13 protein-coding genes and 1 tRNA gene are annotated in these 14083 nt (G+C 38.9%); all 14 read left to right on the top strand.

Annotation, left to right across the window (positions count from 1 at the left end; all coding sequences use genetic code 11):
* Positions 1–60 precede the first annotated feature (60 nt).
* The 14 genes from RM541_RS08650 to RM541_RS08585 all read left to right on the top strand — a co-directional run bounded on the left by RM541_RS08650 (position 61) and on the right by RM541_RS08585 (position 14037).
* Positions 61–1176, top strand: coding sequence for an efflux RND transporter periplasmic adaptor subunit (locus RM541_RS08650; RefSeq protein ID WP_311499755.1), 1116 nt, complete (start codon positions 61–63; stop codon positions 1174–1176).
* 22 nt (positions 1177–1198) lie between these two features.
* Positions 1199–4396 carry an efflux RND transporter permease subunit gene (locus tag RM541_RS08645; RefSeq protein ID WP_311499754.1) on the top strand — a complete coding sequence of 1066 codons (3198 nt, stop codon included), beginning with the start codon at positions 1199–1201 and terminating at the stop codon, positions 4394–4396.
* A complete protein-coding gene (locus RM541_RS08640; RefSeq protein ID WP_311499788.1) occupies positions 4380–5717 on the top strand; it encodes a TolC family protein in 1338 nt (445 codons plus the stop codon). Before RM541_RS08645 ends, RM541_RS08640 begins: the two co-directional genes overlap by 17 nt.
* 16 nt (positions 5718–5733) lie before the next feature.
* On the top strand, positions 5734–5916 hold the full coding sequence (locus RM541_RS08635) for a CPXCG motif-containing cysteine-rich protein (protein WP_311499753.1): 183 nt from the start codon (positions 5734–5736) through the stop codon (positions 5914–5916).
* A gap of 80 nt (positions 5917–5996) precedes the next feature.
* Complete coding sequence (locus tag RM541_RS08630; RefSeq protein WP_311499752.1) at positions 5997–6350, top strand: SpoIIAA family protein; 354 nt, start codon at positions 5997–5999, stop codon at positions 6348–6350.
* Between the two features lie 149 nt (positions 6351–6499).
* A tRNA-Met gene (locus RM541_RS08625) sits at positions 6500–6572 on the top strand.
* Positions 6573–7657: 1085 nt separating this feature from the next.
* A complete protein-coding gene (locus RM541_RS08620) occupies positions 7658–8014 on the top strand; it encodes a single-stranded DNA-binding protein (RefSeq protein WP_189602817.1) in 357 nt (118 codons plus the stop codon).
* A gap of 73 nt (positions 8015–8087) precedes the next feature.
* Positions 8088–8537, top strand: a complete 450-nt coding sequence (locus RM541_RS08615; RefSeq protein WP_168025956.1) for a JAB domain-containing protein — start codon at positions 8088–8090, stop codon at positions 8535–8537.
* An 11-nt stretch (positions 8538–8548) separates the two neighbouring features.
* The gene (locus tag RM541_RS08610; RefSeq protein WP_189602825.1) at positions 8549–8746 is read left to right on the top strand and encodes a hypothetical protein; all 198 of its coding nucleotides are present in this window, start codon (positions 8549–8551) and stop codon (positions 8744–8746) included.
* 430 nt (positions 8747–9176) lie between these two features.
* Entirely contained in the window at positions 9177–9557 is a 381-nt protein-coding gene (locus RM541_RS08605; RefSeq protein WP_189602826.1) for a BfmA/BtgA family mobilization protein, read from the top strand.
* Between the two features lie 11 nt (positions 9558–9568).
* Positions 9569–10621 carry a MobB family relaxase gene (gene mobB, locus RM541_RS08600; protein WP_189602827.1) on the top strand — a complete coding sequence of 351 codons (1053 nt, stop codon included), beginning with the start codon at positions 9569–9571 and terminating at the stop codon, positions 10619–10621.
* A 13-nt stretch (positions 10622–10634) separates the two neighbouring features.
* Positions 10635–12215 carry a type IV secretory system conjugative DNA transfer family protein gene (locus RM541_RS08595; protein ID WP_189603395.1) on the top strand — a complete coding sequence of 527 codons (1581 nt, stop codon included), beginning with the start codon at positions 10635–10637 and terminating at the stop codon, positions 12213–12215.
* Positions 12216–12327: 112 nt separating this feature from the next.
* Entirely contained in the window at positions 12328–13212 is an 885-nt protein-coding gene (locus RM541_RS08590; RefSeq protein ID WP_189602828.1) for a DUF488 domain-containing protein, read from the top strand.
* Positions 13213–13215: 3 nt separating this feature from the next.
* Positions 13216–14037: a DUF8758 domain-containing protein gene (locus tag RM541_RS08585; protein ID WP_311499751.1), complete on the top strand. Its 822-nt coding sequence runs from the start codon at positions 13216–13218 to the stop codon at positions 14035–14037.
* The last annotated feature ends 46 nt before the right edge of the window (positions 14038–14083 follow it).

Here is a 14083-nt window from a genome sequence, read left to right as displayed (position 1 = left end):
TTAAATTTTTTTTGACTTCAATTAAACTAATTCGGTTTTTTTAAGTCCTAGTATTGAATTATGGACAAACGTAAAATTATTCTCTCGGTATTAGGACTGGTTCTAATAGTTCTATCTTTTTTTGGTGCAAAGGCAATTATTGCCAGTAATGTGCAGGAAACACCGCCTGTTTCAAAAGTTGTAAAAAAGGTTTTTGTTGATACTGTTCAAAACCGGACGGTGCCAATTATAGTTCCCGCCAACGGAAGTGTGACGGCATTGCAAAGATTCGAATTATATTCAGAAGTACAGGGAATCTTCCTGAGCAGCAGCAAAGAATTCAGACCCGGGCAAAAATATAGCCGGGGTCAGATTTTGCTCAATATCGACTCAGATGAATTTCAGGCCAGTGTGCAATCGGCAAAAAGTGATCTCTATAATAGCATAACGGCTATTATGCCCGATTTGCGTATGGATTATCCGGAGGTTTTTGAGAAATGGCAAACTTATCTCAACAATTTTGATATCCGCAAAACGGTTCCTCCTTTGCCGGAACTGGACACAGATAAAGAAAAATATTTTATTACAGGCCGCGGCATCATCTCTTCCTACTACGCTATTAAAAATCTCGAGGAAAGGCTAAGGAAATACGCAATAGTCGCTCCTTTTAGCGGGGTGCTTACTGAAGCGCTGGTAAATGAGGGAACGTTAATCCGGCAGGGTCAGAAATTAGGTGAATTTATAGATCCATCTGTATATGAGCTGGAAGTAGCTATTGCCAAAAAATTCAGTGATTTGCTTCAGGAGGGAGCCAAAGTAGAACTACATAATCTTGATGGAACTCAGACCTATGAGGGTACTTTAAGCAGGATAAACAGTCGGGTAAACCAGGAAACACAAACAATCCAGGTTTTTATCCGCATTGAAGATGAAGATGTTAGCGAAGGAATGTACCTGGAAGCGAGACTGGATGCTAATGCCGAAGAAAATGCGATCGAAATACCTCGTGAACTTTTAGTAGATCGTTCCAAAGTCTTTGTTGTTAAGGATAGTGTGTTGGATCTTGTGGAAGTAAATCCTGTTTATTTCACGAATAATTCTGTTGTAGTAAAAGGGCTGGAGGACGGTGCCAGGTTGGTATCTGCATCTGTACCCGGAGCGTATTCAGGAATGTTGGTAACCATAGAAGAAGAATAGCTCCGGCAAAAATCCGATAGTCTTGAGAAAAGTAATAAGTTATTTTATTAAATATGAGGTTGCGGTAAATATCGTAATCTTCGCATTTGTCATTTTTGGGGTTGTTGGGGTTTTAAACATGAAATCCTCCTTTTTTCCGCTTCAGGATTCAAGGATTATAAACATAAATATAAATTATCCCGGATCAGCTCCGGAAGAGATTGAAGAAGGAATTATCCTTAAAATTGAGGACAACCTTAAAGGGCTGGACGGGATAGACCGTGTTACTTCTACCGCACGTGAAAGCGGAGGTTCTATTACTGTAGAAATTGAGCGTGACGAGAATATCGACGTTATGCTAAGCGAGGTGAAGAATGCGGTAGACAGGGTGCCTAATTTTCCCGGTGGCATGGAGCCTCTTGTCGTTGCCAAGGAGGAAAGGGTAAGGTCCACCATTAGCTTTGCTATTAGCGGCGAGAATATTCCGTTGGTTACCCTTAAAAGAATCAGCGAACAAATAGAGAATGATTTGCGCCGGCTGGACGGGGTTTCCCAAATCGAAATCTGGGGTTTCCCTGAAGAAGAAATTGAAATTGCAGTAAGTCAGAACGACTTGCTGGCTTACAATCTTACATTTGAAGAGGTGGCGCAAACCGTTGCCAGTGCAAATATCCTTTCTACCGGCGGTACCATTAAAACCGATGCTGAAGATTATCTTATTCGTGCCAACAGCCGTGTATACTATGCAGATGCGCTTAATGATTTGGTGGTCCGATCTACATCTACAGGGCAGATTATAAGACTTGGAGATATTGCAACGGTAAGGGATCAATTTGCAGAAACTCCAAATGCCTCTTTCTTTAACGGAAACGTTGCCGTAAACGTTCAGGTAAGCAATACCAATAATGAAGACCTTCTCTCCACTGCAGAGCAGGTAAATGAATATGTAGAAACGTTTAATGAGAGAAACAGCAATATAAGACTGGATGTAGTTAGCGATTCTTCCATTACACTTGGCCAAAGAACACAGTTACTGCTGGAAAACGGACTGGTGGGAATGTTGCTCGTGCTGTTTTTTCTTTCGCTTTTTCTAAATACCCGCCTGGCGTTTTGGGTTGCTTTTGGGTTACCTGTTGCCTTTTTGGGAATGTTTATTTTTGCAGGATCTCTGGGTGTAACAATTAACGTTCTTTCCTTATTTGGAATGATCATCGTGATTGGTATTCTTGTAGATGACGGGATAGTAATTTCAGAAAATATTTATCAGGAATACGAGAAAGGAAAGCCGCCAATCCAGGCAGCACTGGACGGAACAATGGAAGTGTTGCCTTCTATCCTTTCTGCTATAATTACTACTATTCTTGCTTTTTCAACCTTTATGTTTCTGGACAGCAGGATAGGTGAATTTTTTGCTGAAGTATCTACTGTGGTAATTCTTACTCTGGTGGTTTCCCTGGTGGAGGCACTTATTATTCTTCCCGCGCATATTGCTCATTCCAAAGCTTTAAGAAAGAATACAGAAGAAAAAAAGACCGGCATTGCGGGACTTTTTCAAAAGATGCGGGTGATTAACCGTACCGGAGACAGAATTATGCAATATCTGCGTGATAAAATATACAGCCCTGTACTTGCTTTTGTGCTTAGGCAACAGATTCTCTCCTTCGGAATTTTAATGGCTGTTTTGATCCTTACTATTGGATCTATAGGAGGAGGCTGGATACGCGTCACCCTTTTTCCCAGTATTGCCAGTGACCAGGTAAATATTAGTCTGTTAATGCCGGAAGGTGTAAATCCTGCCCGTACAGATTCTATTATTTCTATGGTTGAAGCTGCCGCCTGGAGAGTAAATGAAGATTATTCTGAAAGACAATCTGGTGATAAACAGGTTGTCGAAAATATTATAAAAAGAGTAGGTCCTGGAAATAATAAAGCTTCTCTTCAGGTGAATTTACTGCCTGGAGAGGAAAGGGATTTTGGTTCTCCGGAAATAACGAATTCCATTCGGGAAGAAGTAGGTCCTGTATACGGAGTCGAAAACTTAACTTTTGGATCTGGTGGTAATTTTGGTGGTTCCCCTGTTTCGGTTTCTCTTTTAGGTAATAACCTCGAGGAGCTTGAGGCTGCCAAGGAAGACCTGAAAGCGATATTTGAAGATAATCCTTTGCTAAAAGATGTAACCGATAGCGATCCGGAAGGGATAAAAGAGATAAATGTAAAGCTTAAAGATAATGCTTACGCCCTGGGGCTTGATCTTGGTAACGTAATGCGACAGATCAGGAATGGTTTCTTTGGAGCCCAGGCGCAACGTTTCCAGCGGGGACAGGATGAAATAAGGGTTTGGGTGAGGTATAATCGCGAAAACCGTTCTTCTATAAATGACCTGGACGATATGCGTATTCTTACACCTTCAGGCGACCGGGTTCCTTTTGACGAAATAGCTAACTATGAAATTATTAGAGGAACAGAGTCTATTAGTCATTTGGAAGGACTTCGGGAAATAAGAGTTAGTGCAGATATGGAAGATCCTAACGGCAGTTCTACCGAAATTCTGGCAGATATAAGGGAAAATGTAATGCCGGAGATTCTGGCTAATTATTCCAGTCTTACCGTTTCTTATGAAGGGCAAAACCGGGAAGCAGATAAACTGTCAAGTTCGGCTAAAGCAGTTCTTCCAATCATCTTGTTCCTTATTTATGCTACGATTGCCTTTACCTTCAGAAGTTATAGTCAACCGTTACTGTTAATGCTTATGATTCCCTTTAGTGTTATTGGGGTGGCATGGGGGCACTGGTTGCATGACTTCCCTATAAATGTTCTTTCCGCTCTGGGCATAATAGCGCTGGTGGGAATTATGGTAAACGATGGGCTGGTGCTGATAAGTAAATTCAATGGATTTATGAGGGAAGGCCTGCTGTTTAAAGATGCACTTTATGAAGCAGGACGGGCCAGGTTCAGGGCAATATTTTTAACGTCGCTAACCACAATTGCGGGGCTTGCACCTTTGCTTCTGGAAAAAAGCCGGCAGGCGCAGTTTCTGAAACCTATGGCTATTTCAATTTCTTATGGGATTGCTATTGCTACCGTCCTAACTCTCTTGCTTTTGCCTTTGCTATTGTCTATTAGTAATAATATTAAGATTGGAGGGAAGTGGCTTACCTCAGGAGAAAAACCAAAGGCTGAAGATATGGAGCGCTCTATTAAAGAACAAAAAGAAGAAAATGAGCATGAGGATAATAAGTAGCTGTATTTTTCTTTTAGTTATCGCACTTACCAGCCAGCTGACTGCACAGGTCCGGGATTCGGTATTGACCAAGGAAGAGGTTATAACCCGTGCGCTGGAAAGTAACTACGGAATCAAAATTGCAAATAATCAGGTAGAAATTGCGGAAAACAACCAGAGTATCCTCAACTCCGGTTACCTTCCATCTCTGGCAGGAGTTGCCGGGGCAAATTATGATCTTAATAACCGGACCACAGAACCCGAGAATGGAGATATTTTAGAACAGAGAGGAATTGAAAGTAATAGATATAATGCTGCTGTAAATCTTAATTATACCCTTTTTGATGGCCTTGGCCGGTATTATAATTACAAAAGCCTGAAAGAACAGTATAACCTGTCACAACTTGAAGCGCGGGAGACAATAGAGAATACCATGCTTCAATTATTAAGCATATATTACGAAGTAGCCCGGTTAACAGAAAATATCCAGGTTCTGGAAGAAACCCTGCAAATTTCAAAAGAACGAAAAATAAGAGCGCAGTATCAATTTGACTATGGGCAAAGCAATAATCTCGCGGTACTCAACGCACGTGTAGATGTGAATAATGATAGTGTAATCCTAATTGATACAAGGCAGCAGCTTGCCAACTCCAAACGAGATCTAAATGTGCTCTTAAACAGGGAGATTTCTGCAATTGGTTTTGCCGTGGACACTACTGTAAATTTTCTTCCTGGACTACGACTGGAAAGTTTTATAGAAAATGCGGAGGCAAACAATGTTTCCTTACTTCAGATCGAAAGAAATATCACTATAAGCGAATATGATATCAAAATAAGTAGATCCAGATATTTACCCGCTATTGGTTTAAGTGGCTCTTATGGCTGGAATAGAAACCGTAGTGCAGCGACGGCATTTTTTCCTGGTTCTACTACTATTACAGACGGACTCTCTGCCGGGGTAAGTTTAAGCTGGGATATTTTTAACGGAGGCCAAACTTTTGTGCAGGTGCAAAATGCAAAAATTAATTATGAAAATCAGGAATTACTTAAAGAGCAGATAGAGCTGGAAGTAAGACGGGACATTGCAAATGCGCTTAATAACTTTGAAAATAAGTATTACATTTTTAAGATTCAGGAGGAGAATGTGTCCACTAATCTTGATAATTTTGAACGTTCCCGGGAAGAATTTAGCCTGGGTCAAATAACTTCCATAGAGTTCCGGCAGGCGCAAATAAATCTTCTTAACGCGAGAACAAGCCTGAATTTAGCTAAATATGATGCCAAACTCGCCGAATTGCAGTTACTGCAGCTTACCGGTCAGTTGCTTAACGTGGAACTGTAAAGAAAAGAAGAGAAATATGTACGAACATTACTTTCAGTGTCCCTACTGCTGGGAAGAAATTTCTGTTTTGCTGGATCCTTCGATGAGGAGGCAGACGTATATAGAAGACTGTGAAGTGTGCTGTAATCCCATTGAATTTCATGTGAGTTTCGAGAATAATGAATTGCAGGGATTTGAGGTTCGGAATGTAGAACAGTAAAAATTTCGCTAAAATCCTTTTTCTCCATTTCTTCAATAGATAATATTTGTAAATTATATGAAATTATTATTGCAGGTATTATGGTCTCAAGTTTTGAATTGGCAGATAATGTTGTGGGTATACTCATAGAGTCTGATGTGGACGAAAAACTTATTGACAAAGTTCAGGCTATGATATCAGAAAAAATAAGTGTTCATGAATACATTAACCTGTTTTTCGAAATACGTCGGGGTAATGAAGTTTCTTTTAAGGCTTTTCTGAACCAGATGAAGTTTAACTTTAGGAATACCGGGAAGTTTAACAAGATTGCCGTGGTCACAGACCTTGGTTGGTTAAGGAATTCTATGATTATTAAAGATGCATTAATGCCTGCAGATATTGCTGATTTTCCAAATAAAGACCGGTTAAATGCGCTGGCCTGGATATCTCAGTAATTTTTTTATTTTTTCTTTGCAAAAGTAGAAATCAGTTGTATATTTGCAGTCCAATATCGCGGATAGGAAAGTGTGCTTCGGCTGGCTTAACAAAAAGTTCGCTCATCGGGATTATAACCCGAAAGTTCTTTAAATATATTGGATTATATCGCGGGATAGAGCAGTAGGTAGCTCGTCGGGCTCATAACCCGAAGGTCACAGGTTCGAGTCCTGTTCCCGCTACTAGCAAAGACAAGGCTTCACAGAAATGTGAAGCCTTTTTTTATTTCATATAGTACAGAATAAGTACAGAATTTGGCTTTTTTAAAAACTTTATATCTTTTACTATCAACTGAATTCATTTGATGCTATATTCTATTGATTTGCTAGAGGACCAAACAATTGCCCTACATGTTTTCTTCTGAAATATAATCGTTAGGATGGTATTCCGTTCTCATTTCTCAATTCTTCTGAGTCAAATCTGACATAAATCTTACTACAAGAGGATAATTCATTTTCATAAACCACTCAGCCCATTCCCCTAAATTCCGCAGAAAAAGCTCCATTACGGGAAATACGGGATCATTCAAAAAATCTTGGACACAACTTCAAAGCTTCCGATTTCCATTTCGCTACCCCTGCCGAAAAGGCAGGAACGCTACATTCCCAATCTCCATCTTTAAAATTAAGTCCGCTTTAAACCCTGCTAAGAATAGAATTTCGGTTTTTCATAGCCCGTTCAGCACATTCCCACTTCATTCCGCAGAAAAAGCTCCATTGCGGGGAAAGAGCTTCACTATAAAAGTCTTGGACACCATCCCCAATTTCTCCTTTCCATTTCGTTAGCGCTTCCCGCTATGCTGGGAAGCGCACTTCATTCCAATTCCAAATCGGGAATGGAGTCCGCTTAATCGGATTTCCATCCTTGCTTTTGGCCCCGCTTCCAATGTTTTTGTACTTCACATAAAGACTTTAGACGCACTTCCGCGCCGTCACTGTCCCTTCCCTTTTTTTGTAAGCAAAATACCAACATTTGGAAGTTGAACAGACTGCATAACCGGTCGTGCCTCCCTTTTATAAGTCTTTATCAATTCCAAATATTGAAAATGTATAAGCAACAAAAAAAGGTAACAGCGACGGCACTACGGGAAGTAAATCTAAAATGAACATTATGAAATCGTACAAGAACATCAGAAAGGAAGCGGGGCCAAAAAAACAAAAAAAGGAAAACGCTCAGGATACAATAAGTAAATCGCTTCAAAAAAATATAAACGGAAACTGCCTGAAAGGTTCAGGTAGTCTATTAAGTAATCTTTAATTCTTTTATTATGAGTACTATCAAAAATCACGTACAGCTAATTGGAAACGTTGGTCAGGAACCAACCATTACCAACCTCGAAAACGGTAAAAAAGTAGCCCGTTTTTCACTTGCCACCAATGAGTATTACAAAAACGACAAGGGCGAAAAAGTGCAAAATACGGAATGGCATACCGTAGTCGCCTGGGGAAAAACTGCAGAAATCATTGAGAAGTATGCAGGAAAGGGTAAGGAAATTGGAGTTAGCGGAAAATTGAAATCCCGTAGTTACGAGGATAACGATGGCATTAAGCGCTATGTTACCGAAGTGGAAGCCAACGAAATCCTTTTGTTAGGCGTAAAGAACGGCAATAATTCAATTGAGTAAATTAAAAACAAAGAGGGCGGTACGGTCGAAAGTCTCGCCCTCTTTCATTATTCACCTTTTAAATCAGATCATAATGGAAACCAAAGTTAATGAAATCGCGATAAGTTATAGTGGAAGTTTAAAAGCAAATTTGCTTCCCAAGATAACCTGTTCCCAAAGTGCTGCAGATTTAGCCTACAGCCAATGGAACAAAGATACTATTGAACTGCACGAGACTTTTAAAATAATGCTGCTCAACAATGCCAATAAGGTAAAAGGAATATATGAAACCTCTAACGGAGGAATAACAGGAACTTTAGTGGATGTCCGCATCTTATTTGCCGTACTGTTAAAGAGCTTGACAACGGCAGTTATTTTGGTCCACAATCACCCGAGCGGAACCTTGACACCGAGTGAACCCGATAAACGGCTGACCCAAAAAATTAAAAAGGCAGGGGAATTATTTGATATTAAGGTATTGGACCATTTGATCCTGATACCTGATGGAAATTATTTCAGTTTTGCAGATGAAGGAATCCTTTAAATGGAAAGCTTATGATTTATCTTAATTTTTCAGACCTGACCGAAGAAGCCCAAAACCGACTTTTGGAGAATTCCAAAAAGGATGTGGAACGAAAATTTGGGAATGATATCCGCACGTACGTAAGAGAAAATTATACCTGCTTTGAGACGATGGTAGAGGAAGAAGCATTGCGAAATTTATATTCCTATACTTTCATATTCAACATCTGATTATCTAAACTTTATAGTCCAGCACCTCCAAATTTTTGGAGGTGTTTTTCTGTTCAATTGTCTTCAGTTCAATAAAAATCATTATCTTTATTATGCTGAATTCCAGCATTTAATTTTACGTAGGGTTATCCATTTTTTGACTTTCGCTGATAACCGTACCCATCAAAAAAATACATAACAGGAAATTATTTCCCTGAAACTGGCAATTGGCTTTTGACCAAATTGTACGGAATTTTTGTTCGCCTGTGGCGAACGAAAAGGAGTAGCAAGAGGGTAACACGCGATGCGATGTTAAGCACTCCTTTTCATTTTCAAAATGCTGATATTCAGCAACTTGAAAAAATAAAAAATTCCCGACCTTTCACAATTTGCGACAAATGCCCTGTGAACGCCCATTTTTAGGGGAGGATTTGCGACAAATCGGCCAATTATGGACTCATTTATCGGCATCAGGTTCAAAAAGGAAACGGCAAAACGTTTTCAGGAATTTTCAAGGACACACTTCAAATCGCACACCGAGGCAATGGCAACAATGCTCGATTTTTTCTTCTACAACGAAATTTCCCCAAAGGAAAAATTGGGGCCTACGGGAAGGACAATCGAAGCTTCTTTAAAGAAACGTATAAATGCGGTGATTGCCATTATGAGGGATATGGAAAAGAGCCAGACCAAACCCACCGTCGCAATGTTGGAATCCCTTTTTCAAACCGAAGAACCTAAAAAGAAACCGTTGATTTTGGAAAAGAAAATTATTGAAGAGAAGAAGGAGGTACGTTTTCAGGAAAAGCAAAATAATAAGAATGAACTGTAAATTTTTGAGCTATGTACATTACCATCACACCTCAAAAATTAGGGAACAATTACTCGCAAAGTTCAGCGGATTTTGTGGGCTACCTGGAGAAGGAAAACCAGGATCTGGAACAGGGAGCCCTGCCTGCCGGCAAGGCAGGTATGGAACATTTTTTCAATCAATATGATGTTGAAATATCAGCGGATGAAGTTGTAAAGGAAATTGATGGAAATGGTGCCAAACTCAAAAAGACAGAACCGAAATTCTATTCGATTACGGTCAGCCCTTCCAAATACGAACTGAACCGGTTACAGAACAACAGCGAGGATCTAAAAAGATACACCCGAGAACTGATGAAGGACTACGTGGCTTCCTTCAATCGGGAAATCAACGGAAGACCGATTAGCATCGATGATATTAAATATTACGCCAAAATAGAACACCAACGAACTTTTAAGGGAACGGACTGGCAGATTAGGGAAAACCAACCCTTTGCTACCAAAATATTGCAGCTCAAAACAGAAATCAGAAACATTAAAGAGGGGCGAGCTGAAGGCAATATCAAACTATTGCAGAATAAAATTGACCGATTGGAAAAGGAAGCTCCGCACCAACAGGACGGGAAGCGAATTGTCCAGGGGATGCCAAAGGCAGGAAATCAAAGCCATATCCATATCATCGTAAGCAGAAAGGATGCATCCAATACTTTCAGTCTTTCTCCTGGGAGCAAGCATAAGGCCTCGGAAGTCCAGATGCATGGTAAGAATGTAAAACGGGGCTTTGACCGTGATCAATTTTTTGACCGGGCAGAAAAGACCTTTGACAGGACTTTTGTCTATCAAAGAAACTTTGCCGAGACCTATAAGGCCCGAAAGGATTTCATCAAAAATCCTAAAATATATTTTGCATCGCTGATGAAATTGCCCACCAATGAAAGGGCGATTGCTTTTAAAATTATGAAGGAAAGTGGTGTTCCAATGCTACCAAGTATTCCGGTTACACAGGCACAACTGGCAATGAAAGTATTCAACCGCCTGCGCCGTGGTGTGGAAGTGGCTATTAAATCAAGTTCAATAGGTATCTAAAGGAAAAACAATGATGCAACTAACCAATCCCCTACATATACTCTTAATTATCGTTTTGACAGCTTCAGTATTTTATGGACTATATCGGATTTCCAAATATGCCTTTTTCATAAATACTGTGCTGCTTTTGGGACTGATAGCCTATTTGTATTATCCGCATAATACGATAAAAGCACTACTTTATTTAGGTTGTCCTTTATTGTTGGTCAATACGGTATTTTACGTTTTTCTGCATAAACCGGATTTAAAGCAAAATACCTCTGAAAAATATCGGGTAACTTTTAAAACAGACAAGAAAAGTTTTAAAATTGAAAACATCAAACGTGGTGCATCCATTATTGGGTCTGCCGGAAGTGGAAAAACCGAAAGCGTCGTTTACGGATTTTTAAAACATTTCCAGGAACATGATTTCTGTGGGGTTATTCACGATTATAAGGATTTTGAACTTACCGAAATGGCGTACCCGTTATTTAAAAATTCGGATATTCCTTTTCGTATAATCTCCTTTGACAAAATTATTCATAGGGTAAACCCCATTGCACCCCGGTATCTCGAAAACGAAGAAAGTGTAAATGAAATTTCCCGGGTACTTATTGAAAATCTTCTGGAACAGCGGGAATCGGGAACCACGGGAACCTCGAAATTTTTTAACGATGCAGCTGAAGGTTTGATAGGCGGATTGATTTGGAAACTGAAAACATCCTATCCTAAATTCTGCACCTTACCCCATCTAATCGCCATCTATCAATATTTGGACACGGATAGTCTCATAAAGTTTTTAGAGACCAATACCACCTCCAGAGCCATGGCAGATGCTTTCATTAGCGGCAAAGATTCCGAAAGACAGACCGCAGGAGTGAAAAGTACCCTGGCCAATGCTCTGAAACGCATAAGCACACAAAATATTTTTATGGCCCTTTCTGCAGATGAAGTGCCATTAAATATTAATAATCCGGAAAATCCTGCTGTGATTTCAGTAGTGAACAATCCTAAATTTGAGACCTCTTATTCACCTGTGATTGCCACTATAATCCACACGATTATAAAGCAAATGAGTGTGCGTAACTCAAATTCTTCCTTTCTTTTAATGGAAGAAGCACCAACCATTCGGTTGTTAAATATGCACCGCATTCCGGCGACATTAAGAAGTTATGATATAGCAACTGTTTATGTAATGCAGGACAAGATTCAGAATGATATGATGTATGGTGATAAGGCCAGTAAAGCTATTTTAAGTAACCTTTCATATCAGTTCTTTGGGAAGGTCAATGACCCGGACACCGCTAAATATTATGAACGCTTTTTTGAGATCGTCAAAAAGGAAACAACCAGTATCAACCGTGGTTACAGTCTTGATTTTGATACTCGCATTACCACCGGGGAACGGGAAATCCCAAAAATACGGGCTGATGCCTTTTTCCGATTAAGGCAGGGGGAATTTATTACCTATGCGGATGGGGAGGATAAAAAGGTACAGTTTAAGTTATCAGAAATTGAAAGGGAGCTTCCACAAGAGACAAAGATGTTTGCCAAAGCTGATTTAGAAGCTAACTTTGACAGGATCTATGGTGAAGCAAGATCTATTTTTGATTAAAAAAATAACCCAAAATTATCTAGCTTAATGAGAAGACAGTGATTTGATGATTGTATTGTGGATAAGTGCGAAAAAATTATTACAAGGTTTTTATATTCGGTAATTTTACAAGATGTTTTATAGAAGAAAAATAGTTTTTGCGTTGTTGGAGAAGTTCAAAGAAGGATTGGAAAGTACACGCCTTCAGAAACTTATGTTTTTGTTGACTCAAATGCAAAAAGAACCCGACTACGAATTTGTGCCTTATAGATTTGGTTGTTATTCTTATTCTTTAAAAGCAGATCTTGTTGCAATGGTTAAGCATAACTGGTTGGTTACAGCCGAAAAAAGTTATACTCTTAATATCAAAAAGAATTACTATAAGGAGTTGAAAGCAAGCGACCAAGAACTTGTCAATGAAACTTTTGAACTTTACGGTAAAATGAATACAGAGGTGATTACAAAACATACTTACCTCAATTTTCCTTACTATGCCACTAAGAGTGTAATAGCCGAAAAAATTCTTCCTGAGAAATTTTTTGAAAAAGTTTTGTCAGCGCGTGCTATTGAGGAAAGTACAGTTTTATTTACAATTGGTTATCAGGGTATATCGCTTGAAGAATACTTGAACAGATTAATAAAGAATAATGTTCATCTTTTAGTTGATGTTAGACGTAACCCCTTAAGCCAAAAATATGGTTTTAGTAAAAAATTATTAAGCGGTTTCTGTCATAGATTAGGTATAGGCTATATTCATATTCCTGAAGTTGGAATTGATTCGAGTAAAAGGCGAGAATTAAAAAATCAATCTGATTATGATATGTTGTTCGAAGAGTATAAGGCGACGGTTCTAACTGACACGGTTGAGAATCAGGAGCAGATTTTATCACTTTTGGAAAAATATAAACGTATTGCACTTACCTGTTTTGAAGCAGATATTTGTCAATGCCATAGAAGTCACTTAGCAGAAAAAATAAAACTTTCTCCGGATTTTAAGTACGAACTAATGCATATCTAATTAATGGGGTTAACCAAAATACTTATTACTGTCAAAACTTACCCTTCCCTTTCTGCCACATATGGTGAACTTGTTTGTACCGCCGGATTTCTTGAAGATGGAACATGGATTAGATTGTACCCTGTACCCTTTAGGAAATTAAAAAAGGAAGAAAAATACAAGAAATATCAATGGGTAGAATTGGATATAGTAAAAAATGATAAAGATTTTAGACCTGAAAGTTTTCGTCCTGCAACCATTGATACACCTATTGCCCTTTTGGAAACGATTGATACAAAAGGTAATTGGTTCAAAAGAAAACAATTTGCCCTTAAAAAGGTGTACACTGATATTAAAAAGTTAATAGCTGAAGCTCACGATAGGAAGGTATGTACATCACTAGCCGTTTTTAAACCAGCAAAAGTTTCTGACTTTAAAGTTGAAAAGGTTTCCTCTGTTTGGGACAAGAAAAAAGTTGACCAGCTAAAAGCACTTAATGACCAAGGTAATCTCTTTGATATGGAAGAATTACCCTTTGAAATCGTTGAGAAACTTCCTTATAAATTTTCCTATGTAATTGAAGATGTAAACGGTGTTTCCAGTACTATGATGATAGAGGATTGGGAGATAGGCCAACTTTATAGAAATACACTTGCAGCCGCAGAAGGCAATGAAGCAATAGCTGTCGAGAAAGTAAAAGAAAAATATTTTAATTATTTTGCTCTTCAGAAGGATCTGCATCTTTATTTAGGCACTACAAAAGCTTTTCATTATCGGTCAAAAAATCCGTTTATGATTATAGGGACCTTCACCCCCGATATTGAAATTCAGACATCTCTTTTTTAAGTGTGCGCTGTATCTTCTGTAAAAAAAAATATCAAATTCCTCAAGC

The sequence above is a fragment of the Autumnicola psychrophila genome, assembly GCF_031846645.1.
In the GTDB taxonomy this organism is placed as follows: domain Bacteria; phylum Bacteroidota; class Bacteroidia; order Flavobacteriales; family Flavobacteriaceae; genus Autumnicola; species Autumnicola psychrophila.
This window is presented reverse-complemented; position numbering and strand designations above follow the sequence as displayed.